This window comes from Zhengella sedimenti (assembly GCF_046506625.1).
GTDB classification, from domain to species: domain Bacteria; phylum Pseudomonadota; class Alphaproteobacteria; order Rhizobiales; family Rhizobiaceae; genus Zhengella; species Zhengella sedimenti.
The window spans coordinates 264,574-282,791 of the sequence record NZ_JBKFFP010000003.1 but is presented as its reverse complement, the minus strand read 5'-3'; the positions used below and the strand labels follow the sequence as shown (position 1 = coordinate 282,791).

Annotated in this window: 17 protein-coding genes; 7 read left to right on the top strand and 10 right to left on the bottom strand. The window is 65.1% G+C overall.

Annotation, left to right across the window (positions count from 1 at the left end; all coding sequences use genetic code 11):
• The first annotated feature begins 53 nt into the window (after positions 1 to 53).
• Positions 54 to 746: a Crp/Fnr family transcriptional regulator gene (locus ACLB6G_RS10735; protein WP_410356167.1), complete on the top strand. Its 693-nt coding sequence runs from the start codon at positions 54 to 56 to the stop codon at positions 744 to 746.
• A 69-nt stretch (positions 747 to 815) separates the two neighbouring features.
• Here the strand turns inward: ACLB6G_RS10735 and ACLB6G_RS10730 are convergent, their stop codons facing one another.
• Together ACLB6G_RS10730 and ACLB6G_RS10725 are read right to left on the bottom strand one after the other, a co-directional pair.
• Entirely contained in the window at positions 816 to 2,813 is a 1,998-nt protein-coding gene (locus tag ACLB6G_RS10730; protein ID WP_410356166.1) for a DEAD/DEAH box helicase, read from the bottom strand.
• Positions 2,814 to 2,966: 153 nt separating this feature from the next.
• Positions 2,967 to 3,863 carry a GGDEF domain-containing protein gene (locus ACLB6G_RS10725; RefSeq protein ID WP_410356165.1) on the bottom strand — a complete coding sequence of 299 codons (897 nt, stop codon included), beginning with the start codon at positions 3,861 to 3,863 and terminating at the stop codon, positions 2,967 to 2,969.
• Between the two features lie 504 nt (positions 3,864 to 4,367).
• On the opposite strand from ACLB6G_RS10725, the gene ACLB6G_RS10720 reads away from it, so the two are divergent.
• A complete protein-coding gene (locus ACLB6G_RS10720; protein WP_410356164.1) occupies positions 4,368 to 4,649 on the top strand; it encodes an SCP2 sterol-binding domain-containing protein in 282 nt (93 codons plus the stop codon).
• Between the two features lie 60 nt (positions 4,650 to 4,709).
• Here the strand turns inward: ACLB6G_RS10720 and ACLB6G_RS10715 are convergent, their stop codons facing one another.
• The 3 genes from ACLB6G_RS10715 to odc2 form a co-directional block, all read right to left on the bottom strand.
• On the bottom strand, positions 4,710 to 5,423 hold the full coding sequence (locus tag ACLB6G_RS10715; protein WP_410356163.1) for an outer membrane protein: 714 nt from the start codon (positions 5,421 to 5,423) through the stop codon (positions 4,710 to 4,712).
• Positions 5,424 to 5,541: 118 nt separating this feature from the next.
• Entirely contained in the window at positions 5,542 to 6,096 is a 555-nt protein-coding gene (locus ACLB6G_RS10710) for a GNAT family N-acetyltransferase (RefSeq protein WP_410356162.1), read from the bottom strand.
• 99 nt (positions 6,097 to 6,195) lie between these two features.
• Positions 6,196 to 7,329, bottom strand: a complete 1,134-nt coding sequence (gene odc2, locus ACLB6G_RS10705; protein WP_410356161.1) for an ornithine/lysine decarboxylase — start codon at positions 7,327 to 7,329, stop codon at positions 6,196 to 6,198.
• Between the two features lie 549 nt (positions 7,330 to 7,878).
• Between odc2 and ACLB6G_RS10700 the strand changes: the two genes are divergently transcribed.
• The 3 genes from ACLB6G_RS10700 (at position 7,879) to ACLB6G_RS10690 (ending at position 10,618) form a co-directional block, all read left to right on the top strand.
• Entirely contained in the window at positions 7,879 to 8,772 is an 894-nt protein-coding gene (locus tag ACLB6G_RS10700) for a LysR family transcriptional regulator (RefSeq protein WP_410356160.1), read from the top strand.
• Between the two features lie 134 nt (positions 8,773 to 8,906).
• Positions 8,907 to 9,566, top strand: coding sequence for a DUF1007 family protein (locus tag ACLB6G_RS10695; RefSeq protein ID WP_410356159.1), 660 nt, complete (start codon positions 8,907 to 8,909; stop codon positions 9,564 to 9,566).
• The gene (locus ACLB6G_RS10690; RefSeq protein WP_410356158.1) at positions 9,563 to 10,618 is read left to right on the top strand and encodes a nickel/cobalt transporter; all 1,056 of its coding nucleotides are present in this window, start codon (positions 9,563 to 9,565) and stop codon (positions 10,616 to 10,618) included. The genes ACLB6G_RS10695 and ACLB6G_RS10690 overlap by 4 nt, the downstream gene beginning before the upstream one ends.
• Here the strand turns inward: ACLB6G_RS10690 and ACLB6G_RS10685 are convergent, their stop codons facing one another.
• Positions 10,619 to 10,828, bottom strand: coding sequence for a hypothetical protein (locus ACLB6G_RS10685; protein WP_410356157.1), 210 nt, complete (start codon positions 10,826 to 10,828; stop codon positions 10,619 to 10,621).
• Positions 10,825 to 11,520, bottom strand: a complete 696-nt coding sequence (locus ACLB6G_RS10680) for a GNAT family N-acetyltransferase (protein ID WP_410356156.1) — start codon at positions 11,518 to 11,520, stop codon at positions 10,825 to 10,827. Before ACLB6G_RS10680 ends, ACLB6G_RS10685 begins: the two co-directional genes overlap by 4 nt.
• 80 nt (positions 11,521 to 11,600) lie before the next feature.
• Between ACLB6G_RS10680 and ACLB6G_RS10675 the strand changes: the two genes are divergently transcribed.
• Positions 11,601 to 12,779 (top strand): pyridoxal phosphate-dependent aminotransferase, encoded by a 1,179-nt coding sequence (locus tag ACLB6G_RS10675; RefSeq protein WP_410356155.1) that lies wholly within the window; start codon positions 11,601 to 11,603, stop codon positions 12,777 to 12,779.
• Here the strand turns inward: ACLB6G_RS10675 and ACLB6G_RS10670 are convergent, their stop codons facing one another.
• Positions 12,780 to 14,561, bottom strand: a complete 1,782-nt coding sequence (locus tag ACLB6G_RS10670) for an SLC13 family permease (protein WP_410356154.1) — start codon at positions 14,559 to 14,561, stop codon at positions 12,780 to 12,782.
• 592 nt (positions 14,562 to 15,153) lie between these two features.
• Between ACLB6G_RS10670 and ACLB6G_RS10665 the strand changes: the two genes are divergently transcribed.
• Positions 15,154 to 15,789, top strand: coding sequence for a TetR/AcrR family transcriptional regulator (locus ACLB6G_RS10665; protein WP_410356153.1), 636 nt, complete (start codon positions 15,154 to 15,156; stop codon positions 15,787 to 15,789).
• 59 nt (positions 15,790 to 15,848) lie between these two features.
• On the opposite strand, the gene ACLB6G_RS10660 is transcribed toward ACLB6G_RS10665, so the two are convergent.
• Positions 15,849 to 17,468 (bottom strand): TRAP transporter large permease, encoded by a 1,620-nt coding sequence (locus ACLB6G_RS10660; RefSeq protein ID WP_410356152.1) that lies wholly within the window; start codon positions 17,466 to 17,468, stop codon positions 15,849 to 15,851.
• 6 nt (positions 17,469 to 17,474) lie between these two features.
• Complete coding sequence (locus tag ACLB6G_RS10655) at positions 17,475 to 18,170, bottom strand: TRAP transporter small permease (protein WP_410356151.1); 696 nt, start codon at positions 18,168 to 18,170, stop codon at positions 17,475 to 17,477.
• Positions 18,171 to 18,218 lie beyond the last annotated feature (48 nt).

The window sequence follows — 18,218 nt, the reverse complement described above, 5'->3', positions numbered from 1 at the left end:
GGAATCCTTGTCCAATTGGTCAATCTGTTGGCGTGGGGCCGAACGGAGACGAGATGAACAGTATTCCGCGGATACCGCGCGCACCCATTCTGGAATGCCTGGATTCCGGGTGGCTGGAGAAACTGAAGGCCGTCTGGACCCCGATCCGGTTTCAGCCGCAGGAGACGGTCGTCGATTTCGACGACCAGAGCGCCGATGTCTATCTCATCGCCGCCGGACAGGTGCGCGCCATCCTCCGCGTCGCCGTGGGCAAGGAGATCATCCTTGGCGAAATCGGCCCGGGCCAGCTATTCGGCGAACTGGCCGCGCTTGACGGCAAGCCGCGTTCGGCCAGCCTGACCGCGCTCGTGCAGACGGATGTCTTCCGTATCCCCGAAGCGGTGTTCCTGCAGATGCTGGACGAGTCGCCGAAGCTGTGCCGCCATCTCCTTGTCACGCTGTCGGAACGCACGCGCGACCTGACCCGCCGGATTGCTGAACTGTCCTTCCTGGATACGAGGCACCGGCTCTACAACACGCTTCTGCGGCTTTCGCGCCAGCGTCCCGGCAACGAGGACCAGCGCATCATCTCGCCGCCCGTCATCCATGCCGACCTTGCCGAACGCATCGGCGCCAGCCGCGAGGCGGTCTCGCGGGAAATGTCCCGCCTGGCCAAGGACGGGCTCCTGGAACGCACGCGCGGCGCCATCGTCCTGGCCCGGCCCGAGGAACTTTCGCGGCGCATCTCGTTGACGCTGCGGCTCTGAGGCAATCCCTGCGAAAGCGGGAAACGGTTTCGCGGCCGGTATTGCGCGAACGCAACGCGGCCAGGCCCGTCAGTCCCGCCTGCGCGGGGCGCCCTTGGCAGCCTTGGGCTTGCGGCTTTTCGCGGCCCCGGCCGGCTTTGCCGGCTTGGCGCCCTTCGGCCGGTATTCACTGCGCCAGTCGCCATCGCCGCCGCGCGCCTGGGTGTCCTTTCCCTTGAACGGACGGCCCTTGGCGCCCGCGGAAGGCACTTCGCTTTCGCTGGCAAAAGGACGTTTGCGGTGACGGCCCTTCTCCATGGCCTCGCCACCGGCGGCATCGGGCGAGGCACGCAACGCTTGGCGTTCGCGCTTGCCCGGCCGCTTGGCTTCCGCCCAGTCCTTCGCGCCAGCCTTGGCGTAACCGCCCTTCCGCTCCTGCGGCTTCGCCCCCTTGCGGTGCGGCTTGCGCGGCGCCTCGGCCGCGCCCTCGCCGTCCGCGGGCACGATCCGCGCGCCCTTTTCAAGCGGACCGGCTTTCGCCACAGCCGCGGCAAAGGCATCGGCAACGCCGGTTTCGATCTCGAAGCGGGTTTCATGGTCGAGAATGCGGATGGAACCGACAGCGGTCCGCGTCACGCCGCCTGCCTTGCAGATGATCGGCAGGATCCAGCGCGGTTCGGCGGACTGGCGGCGTCCGATGGACAGCGAGAACCAGCGCCCGTCGGTGAACCGGGTGTCCGGCCGCTCGCCGAATTCCTTGCGCGGCGGCAGGTCTGAAACGGCGTGAACCTCCTCGGGCGCCGGCATGGCGGCCCGTTGCGCCCGGATCCAGGCCGCTGCGATCTGGCGTGCATCATGACTTTCCAGCAGGCGGTCGACCAGCACCGCCTCCTCCGGCTCGATGGGCATCGAGAGCGCCGCGTCGCCCATCATGCGCTCCACCTGCAGCGCGTCCACCGCTTCGGCTTCCGGCACGGCCATGAACTGGGCGTTCACCCGCGCCGCCTTGATCACGCGCTCGGCGCTGCGCCTGCGGTGATGCGGGGCTATGACGACCGACACGCCCTTGCGCCCGGCCCGGCCCGTGCGCCCGGACCGGTGCAGCAGGGTTTCCGGATTGCTGGGCAGGTCGGCATGGATGACGAGATCGAGATTGGGAAGGTCGATGCCGCGAGCGGCAACATCGGTCGCGACGCAGACCCGCGCGCGCCCGTCGCGCATCGATTGCAGCGCATTGCTGCGCTCGGCCTGGGTCAGTTCCCCGGAAAGGGCGACGACGGAAAAGCCGCGATTGGTCAGCCGTGTCGCCAGGTGGCGCACCGCCTCGCGCGTCTGGCAGAAGACGATCGTGTTCTTGGAATCGAACCACAGCAGCGTATTGACCAGCGCATGGTCGCGCTCGTCGGGACGGACTGGCATGAGCCGGTATTCGATGTCGGCGTGCCGGTCCTCCTTGGAAGCAAGCGCGATGCGCACTGCGTCGCGCTGATAGGTGCGCGCCAGCTTCTCGATGGGCGGAGCGACCGTCGCCGAGAACAGCAGGGTGCGCCGTTCCACCGGCGCGGCGTCGAGGATGAATTCGAGGTCTTCCTTGAAGCCGAGGTCCAGCATCTCGTCCGCCTCGTCAAGGACGGCCGCCCTCAGGTGCGACAGGTCGAGCGAACCGCGCATGATGTGGTCGCGCAGGCGGCCGGGGGTTCCGACGACGATATGCGCCCCTTCGCCCAGCGCGCGGAATTCGCGCCGGTAGTCCATGCCGCCAATGCAGGAGGCAAAGCGCGCGCCCGTATCGGCATAGAGCCATTCCAGTTCGCGGCGCACCTGCATCGCCAGTTCGCGTGTCGGCGCGATGGCCAGCGCCTGCGGCATCGCGATCGCGCTCGCGTGCAGGCCGTCTTCCAGCAGCAATGGCGCCAGCGCCAGTCCGAAGGCCACGGTCTTGCCGGATCCGGTCTGCGCCGAAACGAGAAGATCGGCATCGAGCGCGCGCTCTTCCAGCATCGCCCCCTGGACCGGTGTGAGGGCGGCGTAACCGCGGGCGTCAAGCGCTGCGCGCAAGGGCGCTGCGATGGTATCGGGTAGTGTCATCGATTGATGGCTTTCGAAAAGGGCCGGCGCAACATGGCTTCCGGCGGGGCAGACAGCGCCCGCATCATTGACCGCGTCTTTAGGCGGCTTGGGCGCTGCCGTCAATATCCCGATGCAAGCCGCGCCAACCCGGCCCCTGCCGCAGACGGCAGGTCAGTTGAGGTATCTGGACATGCCCTCGCCGCCTGCCTGCGTCCATGCGGCCTGGCCGGGCTCCGGGGCAAGCGGCCTGCCGGCACTGGCGGGCGGAGCGAAGACCACGCGGTTCCGCCCGGCTTCCTTGGCAGCGTTCAGTGCCCGGAAGGCCAGCAGGATGTCGCGTTCGAGGTCCCCGGTCATCTGGATCACGCCGGCCGAAACCGTCACCGGATGACCGGGTACGATGGATTTGGCGGCTACGGCCTTGCGCGCGCGTGTCACGGCTTCGATGGCTTCGAGAACGCTCGGCCGGTGCAACATCACGGCGAAGGCAGCCCCGCCCCAGCGCGCGAGCATGTCGGCGGAACGCAGGCTCTTGCGCAGAACCTGCGCAACGTCGCGCAGAACCGCGTCGCCCGTCTCGTGCCCCCGGCTGTCATTGATCGCCTTCAACCCGTCAATGTCGAGAATGGCGAAGATCGCGGACCGCTCCATGCCCATGGCGGTCATGAAGGCGTCACGGTTGGGCAGGCCGGTCAGCGGATCTGTCACCGCCTGGCGCTCCAGTTCCTCCAGCAGGCGATCGACCGTATCCATGGTCCGGCGCGCGGCGGCCGACAGCCGGCCGACCTCGTCGCGGGCCTCATTGATGATCGGCAGGTGTTCGCGCCCTCCCGCATGAGCCTCCAGCGCAAGGGCGGCATCCACGACCGGGCGCAACTCCCGCTGCATGATCACCAGCGCCGCCAGGACCGCCACCGCCGTCGCAACGGCAAGCAGGACCGCAAGGGGCGAGCCGATCGCCATGTCCAGCGCTAGGGCGCCCGCCATCATCACCGTGACGGGAAAAAGGATGCAGACAAGAATGGTGACCGAGACACGAGCGATAAAACGGGTCGGGAATAGCTGCATGACATGCCCTGCCACATTGGACACGGCCTTGCGCAACAATGGCGGCCGGGACATGGCCGCAATCCGCGCGAATGCCGGTCTGGTTTCGTCACCGCGAGCGAACGGACGTCCCCTGCGCGGCGCCTCCTCTCCACATGCCGGAAACGGCCGAACCCGGCCATGGCGCATGGCCACCGGCCCTGTCCAGAAACCACAAGCGCCCTAACAGCATGTTTTACTTTTTGCTAAGATTCTAACTCTTCCAGCGGCTCATGTACCATGCGCCTTGCCGTGAGGCTTGGCGATGATGCAGGCCATATCTTCGCCGGTCCCCGCGCCGATGACGGCAAGACGGCCGCGATACTGTCAATTGCGTCATGTTCCGGAGCCAGGACCATGGTAATCCTCCCCTTCGCCAGCCGTCATTTTTCGGATCTGCCGGAAAAATCACGTTGACGTAAACGTCAATGAAAGGCTAGGCTGAACCGGGTTTTCAAATCACCAGAACGGGAAGGATCACCGACCATGACGATGGAAGAAATTGCTGCGCAGATGCGCGAAAAGGCCGCTGGCACCATCCTTTCGAGCTCCGTGAAGTTCGACTGCGGCGCCGATGGCGTCATCCTGATCGATGGCAACACGGTGACCACCACCGACGGCGATGCCGATTGCACCATCAAGATGGCCAAGTCCGATTTCGAGGACATGCTGGCCGGCGAACTCGACCCCACCGCGGCCTTCATGCAGGGCAAGATCACGGTCGAGGGCGACATGTCCGTCGCCATGCAGCTTTCCTCGCTGCTGTAATTTGAAAAAGAAAAGGCGGGCTTCGGGCCCGCCTTTTCTGTCCTTGCGACGACCGCCCGGTCAGAAGCGATAGTTCAGACCGAACTTGATCGTATGGATGCTGACATCCTGAGAGTAGTTGATTGCAGGTCCGGTCGTGTTGGCAAAACGCGCCGTTCCAAAATCGGCATAGGCATATTCGGCGAAAAGGCTGACCTTGTCGGAGAGCATGTGCTCCACGCCGGCACCGATCGTCCAGCCTATCTCTGTGTTGGAGCCGATACCGCGGAACGGACCGGGACCACCGGGCGCAGCGCCACGGGTCCATGTCGCATCGATATCCGCAACCGCAAGACCGCCATGGGCGTAGAGCAGCGTTTCGGGTTGCACGAGATAGCCGGCACGAGCGCGCAGCGTCGCCATCCAGTTGATGTCGGACGTCACGGTGAAGGGCGGACCGGGCGGCGGTACATTCACAAACGTACCCCCAATGCCTGCCAGCGAGAAATCACCGACGATGCCGAACACCATGGTATCCGACGCCTGCCAGTTGTAGCCGATCTGCACGCCGCCCAGGAAACCGTCCATGTCGACACCAATGGTGCGCGTGGGCGGTCCGGGAGGGCTCGAATTCGTGATGTCGCCTTGCCCGAATCCGTAACCGGCGTGAACGCCGCCGTAAAAGCCCGTCCAGGAAACAGACGCGGTATCATAGGCCATATCCGCAGCTTGAGCGGAAAGTGGCAGGCTCATAGCACCTATAAGCGCTAAGATTTTCAAATTGACATTCTTCATGGCACACCCTGCGTTGACATCTGCGCCACCTAGCCACGCGACCGGCACATATTCAATAGTTTTAATTCTTTATACAACGATATGCTTTTTGAATGTTGCAAGAGTGCAACGGACAGCTTCAGGCTGCGAGCCTGCGCCGGATCGGTTCGGCCTTGCGTCCGGACGGGCGCAGGACACCGTTTGCGCCCTCCAGCGCACCGGCCTTGAGTTCCAGGGCCAGGAAACGGTGCGGCTCATAAGGTCCGGGCATGGCCAGCGTGCCGGTCCGCGCGCTGGAAAAGCCGAAGCGTGCATAATAGGGCGCATCGCCGACCAGCAGCACGGCGCCATGGCCGAGCCGCGCTGCCTGCTCCAGCGCATGACGCATCAGCGCCGAGCCGATGCCCGCGCTTTTCATCGACGGATCGACGGCCAGCGGGCCGAGCAGCAGGGCCTCCGCCTGCCCCGCCCGCACGTTCCAGAGCCGCACCGTCCCCACGACATTTCCCTGGGCATCGCGGGCGGCGAAGGCCAGCCCTTCGGCCGGAAGACGGCCGCGGCGCAGCTTCTCCGACGCCTTGCGCCGCCAGCGCGGCCCCATGGCGCGATCCAGCAGGATGTCGCGAGAAGCCACGTCCATGTCCGTTTCGGCGGCGATGATGAAGGGCATGTGGCAGGCGGCAAGCTCGGTCATGACGGCAACTCCAGGGCCTGATCCGGAACAAGGGGATGCAAGCGCCCGCGCCCCGGCGGCAGCCGCCGGGACAGGGCAGGCCTGAACGGGAAGACCCGTTCAGATCACGTAGGATCGCAGCGGCTCGAAGCCGTTGAAGGCCACCGCCGAATAAGTGGTGGTGTAGGCGCCCGTGCCTTCGATCAGCACCTCGTCGCCGATGGTCAGCGTGACCGGCAGCGGATACGGGTTCTTCTCGTAGAGCACGTCGGCGGAATCGCAGGTCGGTCCGGCCAGCACGCAGGGCTCCATCGCGTCGCTGTCGCGCGGCGTGACGATGGGATATCGGATCGCCTCGTCCATGGTCTCGGCCAGGCCGCCGAACTTGCCGATGTCGAGATAGACCCAGCGCACATTGTCGTTGTCGGCCTTCTTCGACACCAGCACCACTTCCGCCTTGATGACACCGGCATTGCCGACCATGCCGCGGCCCGGCTCGATGATCGTCTCGGGCAGCTGGTTGCCGAAATGCCGGCGCAGTGCGCCGAAGATCGCCTGGCCATAGGCCTGTGCCGCCGGGACATCCTTCAGGTAGCGGGTCGGGAAGCCGCCGCCCATGTTGACCATTTTCAGGTGGATGCCCTGCTTGGCAAGCGAGGCGAAGACGCGGTGCGCATCGGCCAGCGCGCGGTCCCAGGCGGTCAGATCGCACTGCTGCGAACCGACATGGAAGGACACGCCGTGCGATTCCAGCCCGAGCTGATGGGCATAGACCAGCACATCGACGGCCATCTGCGGCACGCAGCCGAACTTGCGCGACAGCGGCCATTCCGCACCCTCGCCATCGGTGAGCACACGGCAGAACACCCGCGCGCCGGGGGCGGCGCGCGCCACCTTCTCCACTTCCTCGGCGCAATCGACGGCAAACAGGCGGATCCCAAGTTCGTAGGCGCGCGCGACATCGCGCTCCTTCTTGATCGTGTTGCCGTAGGAGATCCGGTCCGGGGTCGCGCCGGCGTCGAGCGCCATCTCGATCTCGGCCACCGAGGCGCAATCGAAGGACGAGCCTTCCGACGCCAGCAGGCGCAGGATTTCGGGAGCCGGATTCGCCTTAACGGCATAGAAGATGCGGCTGTCGGGCAGCGCCTTGCGGAAGGCGGCGAAATTGTCGCGCACGACGTCGAGGTCGACGACGAGGCAGGGGCCGGAGGGACGGCGGGTGGCGAGGAAGTCGAGAATACGCTGCGTGGCCATCGGTTTTCTCCCAGCGCGGCCGGTCGGGCCGCTTCATTCAATGCTGCCCCGGCGCCGTCTGCAGGCAGCCACGGGCATTTGGACAAAGGGCATGCGGCCACGCCGATGGAACCGGGCGGTGGAGATCCCGGAACCAGGGAATGCCGTCATGCGGCGAAGGACAAACCGCCCCTTGAGGGAGCGACCATCCGCTTTGTCTGCCATTGATTGGAGGGAGACCCCGTCCGCACATCCGGCAATGAAGGTGTGCCTCTTCAGTAACCCCGGCTTGTGGACAGCCGGCAGACACCAGAAAGGCCCGCACCGTCGTTGCTTCAAGATGTCCTCGCCAGTCCGGTTGGCCGGACGGACGACCGGAGGGGTTAGCTCCGGGTACCTTACCGTTTCCCCCACCTTGTCGGGGGATCGGCGGACACCCACAGGCACGTGCGACTTTGGGCAGCCGCGATATAGGGAAATTCGCGCGCCGCTTCAATGAAAAATCGCATCCTGCTTGAATTTTCCGGAACGCTGAACAATCTTTTAAAGACCGATCACGGAGCTTGAACGATGGACACCCTCACCCGCATGCGCGCCTTCATCGACGTCGTTGAAGCGGAAGGCTTTTCCGCCGCCGCCCGCAAGATCGGCCGCTCCAAGGCGCTGCTGTCCAAATATGTCCGCGAACTCGAGGACGAACTGGGTGTCCTGCTGCTCAACCGGACCACGCGGCAGTTTTCGCTGACCGAATCGGGCCATGCCTATTTCAAGCGGGCAACCGAGATCGTGCGCGACATCGACGGCCTTCAGGAATCGATCCGCGAATCGAGCGGCGACGTGCGCGGCCGCATCCGCCTGACCGCCCCGCGTTCCTTCGCCGACGCCGCCATCGGCCAGGTCCTGATCGACTTCGTGTCGGAACACCCGGACATCAAGCTGGACATCCATCTTGACGACCGCTTCGTCGATCTCGTCGAGGAAGGTTTCGACCTCGCGATCCGGGTCTCGCGGCTGGAAAATTCGTCGCTGATCGCCCGCAAGGTTTCCGATTTCCAGGTCAAGCTTTGCGCGACGCCGGCGGTCATCGAGAAGTTCGGCCGCCCGAAGACGCCGCATGACCTTTCCAAGCTGCCCTGCATCTCGGACACGAACGGGCGATGGCTCACCAACTGGCCGTTCCAGGCCCCCAACGGCGATACTATAACGGTTCCGGTCAGCGGTCCGCTGGAGGTCAACAGTCCCGCGGTGGCGCGCGCGGCCTGCCTCTCCGATCTGGGTTTCGCGCTCATCCCGGATTTCGTCGTCAACGAGGATATCAAGGCCGGCCGCCTGGTCTCGCTGCTGGAAGACTGGCTGCACAAGGACAGCGGCATGTTCGCGGTCTATCCGCACCGCCGCTACCTGCCGGCCAAGGTCCGCGTCTTCGTCGACTATCTGGCCGCCTGGTTCAAGCGCAATGCCTGACGGATCGGTCCTGCGGCGAATGGCGTCTTGATCCGGAAGGCACGGAATGGAACTGTCTGCCGGATTTTCGCCGCCTTCTTCGGCCAATCCGGCGAACGAGCCCGGCCCGGGCGATTGGCAAACGGAGTCCTGCATTGCGGCGGCATCTCATCACCACGTTTCCGGCCACCCTGGTCCTCGCCCTGTCCGGCACCGTGCCCCTGCAGGCGCATCCCCATGTCTGGGCCGAAGCACGGCTTGATCTCGCCATCGAGGACGGCAAGGTGGCGGCCTTGCAGCATGTCTGGCGCTTCGACGATATCTTCACCGCGACCGTTGTCATCGAGTTCGACAAGAATGCCGACAACCGGCTGGACGACGGGGAACTGGCGGAAATCGGCTCGACCGTGCGCGAATCGATCGCGGACTACGACTTCTTCCAGGTCGTGCAGGCCGACGGGCAGGATGTCGCCATGCGCGCGCCCGATACGGTGATCGCCGACTACCAGGACGAACGCCTTGTCATCCTGTTCGAATCGCGGCTGGCAACGCCGCTGCCGCTGAACGGCACGCTGACATTTGCCGTCTACGACCCCACCTTCTATACCGCCATCGACTACATGAATGACGGCGACATGGTCAGCGACGGCCTGCCGCCGGCCTGCCGGCGCGAGGTTATCCGTCCCGATCCCGACGAGATCCTTGCGCAGAACAGCGAAAACCTGACCGAGGCCTTCTACGAGACCACCGACATGACGCAACTGACCGGCATTTTCGCCACACGCCTGCAACTGACCTGCGGAGGCGATCAGTGAAGGCCGCGAAAATCGCCATTCTCGGCGTCATTCTGGCCACCGCGGCAATCGCTTCGGCCCAGGCGCAAAGCTCGCTCGGCATCGGCGCGGCCGAGCAGGCACTGCCGCCAAGCGGCCTGTTCCCTTCCCTCATGCACTGGATCAACACCCAGCAGCAGGAATTCTACCGCGCGCTGACCGGCGCCCTGCGCGCCATGCGCGCCGATCCCGCCGCCGCCTGGCTGCTAGTCGGCCTGTCGTTTGCCTATGGCGTCTTCCACGCGGCCGGGCCCGGCCACGGCAAGGCCGTGATCTCCTCCTACATGCTGGCCAATGAAGTGGCCCTTCGCCGCGGCGTCCTGCTGTCCTTCGTCTCCGCCATGCTCCAGGCCGTGACCGCCATCATCGTCGTCGGCGCTGTCTTCCTCTTCCTGCGCGGCACCGGCATCCGCCAGACCGATGCGGTATGGTCCATGGAAGTGGCAAGTTACGCGCTGGTCACCGCCTTCGGCGCCTGGCTCCTGTTCCGCAAGCTGCGCGCCTTCCTGCCGGTCCAGGCCCCGATGCTTGCCGCCGCCGGCCTTGCCAATGACCATCATCACGACCACGGCCCGGCCTGCACACACGATCATCATCACCACCACCATCATCAGCACGGGCATGAACACGGCCATCACGAGCATGCGCCGGGCGAGGTCTGCCCGTCCTGCGGCCATGCCCACATGCCCGATCCCGGATTGCTTTCAACAGGCCGGTTCGGCTTTTCGGAAGCCGGCGCGGCGGTGATGGCGGTCGGCCTGCGCCCCTGTTCCGGCGCGTTGATCGTGCTGACCTTCGCCTTCCTGAACGGTTTGTGGTGGGCCGGCATCGCCTCGGCCTTTGCCATGGCCGTCGGCACCGCCATCACCGTGTCCGCGCTGGCAACGCTCGCTGTAACGGCCAAGAACGTCGCCGTGCGCCTGTCTGGCGGCGGCCGTCTCGGCACGGCCATCCATCACGGCGTCGAGATCGGCGGCGCGCTTCTGGTCCTGCTGCTTGGCCTGCTTCTGCTGACAGCGGCGCTGTCGGCCTGATCAGCCCTCGCCGTCACGCCGGCGCTGCTGGCGCGCGCGCAGCCAGAAAACACCGAAGAACGCAGCCACAAAAAGGATGGCGAAGATCCCCGCCACCACCGGTGACGATTCGCCGATCCACAGCATGATGCCCGGCATGAAATGGGCAACGAGGCCGAAGCCGAGCAGGATGACGAGTGCTGCTATGGCCGGTTTCCAGCTTTCCTTCATGCCCTGTCCTTGTCTGCCGTCGCGGCGAGAAGCTCTTCCAGCCGCGCCTTCTGCCGGCCTTCCCTATCGAAATTGTCTGGCGAAAGCCAGCGCACGAAACCGGCGCGGATCGCGGGCCACTCCCGGTCGAGCATCGCATACCAGGCCGTGTCGCGATTTTGCCCCTTGACCACCATGTGCTGGCGGAAAAGCCCTTCATGGGAAAAACCGAAACGCCGCGCTGCCCGGTGCGACGGCGCGTTGAGGTCGTTCAGCTTCCATTCGAAGCGCCGGTATCCCAGGTCGTCGAACACGTGCACGGCGTGCAGGAAAAAGGCTTCCGTCGAAAGCGCCGAGCGCTGCATGGCCGGCCCCCAGTGGATGTCGCCGATCTCGATGACGCCGTTGGCGGCATCGATGCGCATCAGGCTCTGCCGGCCGACCGCCTTGCCGATCGCCTTGTCGATCACCGCCCAGTAGACCGAGTCGGGGTGATGCTCGGCCCAGTCCAGCCAGGCGTCGAAGTCCGCGCGGTTTTCCGGCCTGCCCGTTGCCAGCCATGTGAAGCGGGCCTCCGCATCGCCCTCGGTCGCCGCAACGTAGAGATCGTCGCCGTGACGCGCCGCCGTGAGCGGCTCGAGGCGGACGAGGCGGCCATCGAGAACGCGCCTTTCGGGCCGCTGTCGTGGCGTCCACTGGCTCAGATCGGTCATAGCGCTGGCTTTCTTCCGGTTGACAAGAGGTCTTGGCGGTCTCCAATACGTCAAAACGCTTGCCGGGGAAACGCACCGCCATGAAAACCATTGCCGCCTTCGACCGTATCGGCGAGGAAAACGCCTTTGCCGTGCTGGCCCGCGCCACCGAGCTTTCAGCACAGGGCAGGGACATCATCAATCTCGGCATCGGCCAGCCGGATTTCCAGACGCCGCAGCACATCGTCGAGGCCGCGATCAAGGCGCTGCGCGACGGCCATCACGGCTACACGCCGGCCACCGGCCTCTTGGCCACCCGCGAGGCGGTGGCGCGGCGCACGCTGGCGACCACCGGCGTCGAGGTCTCGCCGGACAGCGTCATGATCATGCCCGGCGGCAAGCCGACCATGTTCGCCGCCATCCTGATGTTCGGCGAACCCGGCGCGGACATCCTCTATCCCGATCCGGGCTTCCCCATCTACCGCTCGATGATCGAGTTCACCGGTGCACGGCCGGTGCCCGTTCCGGTGCGCGAGGACAAGGGTTTCGCCTTCTCCGCCGAGGAAGTGCTGGGCCTGATCACGCCCGCGACGCGGCTCCTCATCCTCAACTCGCCCGCCAACCCGACCGGCGGCGTCACGCCACGCGCGGAGATCGAGAAGCTGGTCAGCGGGCTGGAAGCCTTCCCCGAAGTCGCGATCCTTTCCGACGAGATCTACGACGTGATGACCTATGACGGCGAGGAGCACACCTCGCTGCTCCGGTTCCCGGAAATCCGCGACCGCCTCATCGTCCTCAACGGCTGGTCCAAGACCTGGGCCATGACCGGCTGGCGCATGGGCTGGTCCATCTGGCCGGAACGGCTCTATCCGCTGGTGCGCAAGCTCGCGGTCAATTGCTGGTCCTGCGTCAACGCGCCGAGCCAGTTCGCCGGCATCGCGGCCATCGACGGCCCCCAGGACGACGTCGAGAAGATGATGCGGGCCTTCGACAACCGCCGGAAGATCGTGACCGAAGGCATGAACACCCTGCCCGGCATCACCTGCGCCACGCCCAAGGGCGCATTCTACGCTTTCCCGAACATCAGCCAGACCGGCTGGAAGGCCAAGAAACTGGCATCCGCCCTGCTCGAAGAGGCCGGCGTCGCGCTGATCGGCGGTCCGGATTTCGGCGTGCTCGGCGAAGGCTACATCCGCCTTTCCTACGCCAATTCCGAGGAGAACATCCTGCGCGCCATCGAGCGCATGGAGGTTTTTCTCCGCGACACGCCACCCGGCTGATCAGGCGAACCACATCCAGATCGCCGCACTCGCCGCGATGCCGACAAGGATGTTCATCGGCACGCCGATCTTGAGGAAGTCGGTGAAACGGTAGTCGGCCGCGCCATAGACCAGCGTGTTGGTCTGGTAGCCGATCGGCGTGGCGAAGGAGGCGCTGGCGCCGAACATGACCGCCACGACGAGCGCGCGCGCGTCGATGCCCAGCGGCTCCGCCAGCCCGATGACGACCGGCGTGAGAACCACGGCGACTGCATTGTTGGTAACCAGTTCCGTCATCAGCGATGCCAGCAGATAAACCGCCAGCAGCGCCAGGAATCCCGGCAGCAGTGAAAGGAACGGCGACAGGCTCGCCACGACGAGTTCGACCGCGCCGCTGTCCTGCAATCCGCGCCCGATGATCAGCATGGCGAAGATCAGCACGAGGATGGAGCCGTCGAGCGAATCCCAGGCCTCGTCGGCATCGATGCAGCGCAGGATGAGGATCGCGCTCACCGCCAGCAGCGCCAGGATGCCGATGGGCAGGACGCCGAGGGCGGCGAGGATGACCACGCCCGCCAGCGCTGCCAGCGCGATGGGCGCCTTGGCCCGGCGGTAGGCCCGGCCGGCGGCGCGCGAGATCGACACGATATTGGTTTCACGCGCCAGTTCGTCGAAGGCGGCTGGCGGACCGGAAAGCAGAAGCTTGTCGGCCGGGCGCAATGTCACCACGCCCAGTTCCGGCCCCGGAATGTGGTTGTGCCGGTGCGCGCCGAGCACCTGCAGGCCGAAGCGGCGGCCAAGCGACATGGAGGCGAGCGCCCGTCCGCTGGTCCACTTGCGCGGCGTCACCACCGCCTCGACGATGACGTTGCTGCCCTCTTCCGCCGTCAGCCGCGCAGTGCCCCTCAGCCCGACCTTCAGCGATTCCTGGCTTGCCAGCGTCAGCAGTTCCGAGGTCGGCGCGCGCAGGATCAGCCTGTCGCCCTTGCGGACCTCGAAGGTTTCGAGGTCGCGGCGGATGGTTTCCGTTCCGCGCTGCACGCCTGACACGATCACGCCGGGCGCCTTGAAAATCCCGATCTCGCCCAGCGGCCTGCCGTCCATGCTCTCGTCGGCGATGCGCGCTTCGGAGAGGTATTCCGTTTCGCCCAGCAGCACATCCTCGCTGGCCGCGCCGCGGTCCGGCAGCAGCCGTCGGCCAAGCAGCATCATCACGGCCAGGCCGCACAGCGCTGCGACGATGCCGACCGGCGTGATCTCGAACAGCGAGAACGGCTCCAGGCCCTGCTCCTGGGCGACGCCGTCGACGAGAAGATTGGTCGAGGTGCCGATGAGCGTGCAGGCGCCGCCCAGCACACCGGCATAGGACAGCGGGATGAGCAGCCGTGTCGGCGCCATGCCGAGGGCATGGGCAAGCCGGATCACCACGGGAATGAGAACGAGCACGATGGGCGTGTTGTTGACGAAGGCCGAGGCGACGAGCGTGACGACCACAAAGCCCATGAGCGCAAGGCGCGGACTGCTGGTCGCCCGCTCCACCACTGCACCGGCCAGCGCATCCAGGACCCCGGTTCGCACCAGCGCGCCCGACAGGATGAACATGGCCCCGATGGTGATGGGCGCCGGATTGGAGAAGACCGCCATGGCATCTGCGGGGGCGACCATCCCCAGGGCGATGAACAGGCTGGCAAAGGCCGCCGCCGTGACCTCCGGCGGATAGATCTCGCTCATGAACAGGGCGAACATGGCAAGCAGCATCGCCAGGGCAATCCATGCCTGGTAGTCGATCAGGAATGCGGCCAATGTCGTTACCCTCTCCCGGACATTGAAACGATCTGCAACGCGGAGGAATCGCTTCCGGTTCCACGGCCCGGACAGTAGCGAAACCTGCCGGAAACAAAAACAGGGCGATCCGGTGAAGGATCGCCCCGAGGCGGAACCGTGCTTGGGAGGAGGAGAGCCGGCTCGACTATGTTCAAGGATGATACAGGAAAATTAACGAATGGTTAATACTGCGAAGTATTTGAAAACGTGAAATAAAGAAAGAGTGCCAGGAAGTCGTGGCCCGCAAGCGGACAGCAAGCGCAGCGAATCAGGATCAGTCCCGCGTTGGCATCACCGGGATTCCTGCTTGCCGGAGGGATTACCCGCCTGGAAAAATGAACGGGCTGACCGGTCAAAACCGGCCAGCCCGTCATCGACGTCAAGTTAAGGCACATTCACCGCAAGGCAATGTGCCACCGCCCCCGGTCTTGACATTGTCAAGATCAATTTGACGCGCTATCTTTACACTGTCAAGGGGTTTTTTTGATCAAATGGACAAAATATGTTAGAGATCACTGAAACATAAAGCGGAGATGCACCGTGACTCCGTCACAACATGAATGATGCCGCCATGACGGATACCGAACCGAACCTTCGGCTGCGCCAATCCTATCATCATGGCGACCTGAGAAGCGCCCTGCTCGCCGCCGCCGAACAGGAACTCGCGGAAAAGGGCATCGAGAATTTCTCCATGCGCGGTGTCGCCAAGCGCGCGGGCGTCAGCCACGCCGCCCCGGCCCATCATTTCAGGGATGTGAACGGATTGCTCACCGCGCTGGCCGCGCAGGGATTTCGCCGCCTCGTCGAGCGTCAGCACGTCTTCATGAAGGAAACCAAGCCCGACGCCTGGAACCAGTTGATGGCCTCCGGTCTCGGCTATGTCGTCTTCGCGCTGGAGAACCCGCCTGTCTTCAGGCTGATGTTCTCGTCTGGACGTCCGGACCTCGACGACCCCGAACTCAAGGAAGCCGTCGACGCGTCCTATGCGGTGATGGTGGACCTGCTGCGTGACCTGCATGGCGCCGGACCTGACGAGAGCCCGGCGGTCGGCATCGACATGGCGGCTGCCTGGGCGGTCGTGCACGGGCTGGCCGATATCCTCGCCTCCAACCGCTTGCGGCAGATTTCCGGCCTGCCGCCGCAGGCGCGCAACATGGCCATCATGGCCATCATCGGCCGCGCCATGCCGGACCTGTCCAGGCGCTGAAACAGGAACGGCCGGAGCGTCTCCGCCCCGGCCGTCCGCGTGACGCCTGCCCCCCGCGGTCAGCGCGTCACGATCTCGGGACCCATCAGCGCATAGGGCAGCCATGTGGAGATCACCGGCACATAGGTCACCAGGATCAGGAACGCGAACAGCACCGCCACGAAGGGCAGCGCGGCCCGCACCACCTGGATCAGGCTCATGCCGGTGATGCCCGACGTCACGAACAGGTTCAGCCCGATCGGTGGCGTGATCATGCCGATTTCCATGTTCACAACCATGATGATGCCCAGATGCACGGGGTCGACGCCCAGTTCCATGGCGATGGGGAACACCACCGGCGCAACGATCAGCAGCAGGCCGGAAGGCTCCATGAACTGGCCGCCCAGCAGCAGCAGCAGGTTGACCGCGATCAGGAAGGTGAACCAGTTGAAGCCGTAGCCCACCATCAGGTCGGTGATCGCATCGGGAATGCGCTCCGAGGTGAGCACATGGGCGAAAAGCAGGGCGTTGACGATGATGAACATCAGCATCAGCGTCGTCTTCGCCGCGTCCACCATCACCTTGCGGGTGTCATGATGCAGGATGCCGCTGAAGAACCGGCCACCGATCTGGCCGAGATTGCGCGCCCAGATCGACAGTCCGGAGGCCAGCATGGCGAGGATGGCGGCGGGATTGGCCGTCCCGCCGCGCCAAATGGCATAGGCCGCGAGGATGGCGAGCGCGATGAGCGAACCCCACAGCAGCCGGTCGCCTGGCGTCACGGTTTCCGATTCGGCCGTGGCGAAGAAGGACAGGATCATCCAGACGAACAGGAACGACACGGCGTAGACCGTCGCCTTGAATCCGGTGACGGCGCGCCGGCTGTCGGTCTCGCGGATCCACGGAATGTCCTTCAGCGGTCCCATGTCGCGATAGACGAAGATGGCGATGAAGAAGGAATAGACAGCGGCGACGGCGGCCGCCTCGGTCGGCGTGAACACGCCGCCATAGATGCCGCCGATGATGATGACGATGAGGAACAGGCCGAAGCCGGCTTCCTTGCCGCCCTGCAGGATTTCGTCGAAACCGCGCCAGGGCTCGGCCGGAAGGCCCTTCCAGCGGGCGGTGACATAGATCGCGATCATCAGCATCAGCCCGGCGATCAGCCCCGGGATGACCCCGGCAAGGAACATCCGGCCGACCGAAACGTCCGTTGCCGCCGAATAGACCACCATGACGATGGACGGCGGGATCAGGATGCCGAGCGTGCCGGCATTGGCGATGATGCCGGCGGCAAACTCCTTGGTGTAGCCCACCTGCCGCATGCCGGCGATGGCGATCGTGCCGATGGCGACCACGGTGGCCGGAGAGGAGCCCGACAGCGCCGCGAACAGCATGCAGGCCAGCACCGAGGCCATGGCAAGCCCGCCGCGGAAATGGCCCACCGTGGCGATGGCAAAGCGGATGATGCGCTTGGCCACCCCGCCGGTCGACATGAAGGCCGATGCCAGGATGAAGAAGGGAATGGCCAGCAGGGTATAGTTCTGGGAGGCGGTGAACAGTTGCAGCGCCACCGAGGACATGGAGTCCTCGGAGAACAGCGCGATGATCAGGATCGATGACAGGCCGAGCGACACGGCCACCGGCACCCCGAGAAACAGGAGGCCCAGGACGAGCACGAAGAGGATGATGGTTTCCATGATGCGTCAGTCCTTCAGGATGCCCTTGTTTTCGGCCACGAGCTCTTCGGCTTCGTGACCGGCAATCAGCAGTTCCCGTTCTCCGCGCCAGATCTGCACGAAGCCCTGGATGGACCGGAAGGCCAGCAGCGACAGGCCGATCGGCAGCATCAGGTAGGCGATCCAGCGCTGGACGCGCTCCTGGGTTCCGAAGGCGGCCTGGATGAATTCCGGCCAGCGCAGGTCGTCCAGGCCCGTGCCGCGGTCGAACATGAATTTCCAGTAGCCGATGGCGCCGGTCTGCCGCCAGTTGGTGTTCACGTCGGCGCCCAGCCAGGACAGCCAGCCGTAGTGCAGCAGGATCAGGGCGTAAGCGGCGGTGCAGGCCGCGCCGAACAGCGCAACCGCCTTGAACGCGCCCTTCGGCAACAGCCGGATGAAGGCGTCGACGCCCAGGTGCATGCCCTGTTTCACCCCGTAGCTCATGCCCAACAGGATCAGCCAGGCAAACAGGATGCGGGTGAACTCAAGCGCGCCGCTCCAGCCGGTGTTGAAGCCGTAGCGTGCGATCACCTGCACGAAGGAGACGAGCGTGATCGCCGCCAGCAGCAGGGCGATGATGTTCTCCTCGATCCGGCTCACACCGTCAGGCCAGCGCCTTTCGGCCGCGAACAGGATGACGACCAGCGCCGCAAGCGCCAGGATCGGCCACAGAAGTGCCATTGCATTTCTCCCCGCATGTCCCCCGGAAGGAACCGGCCGCCGTCATTC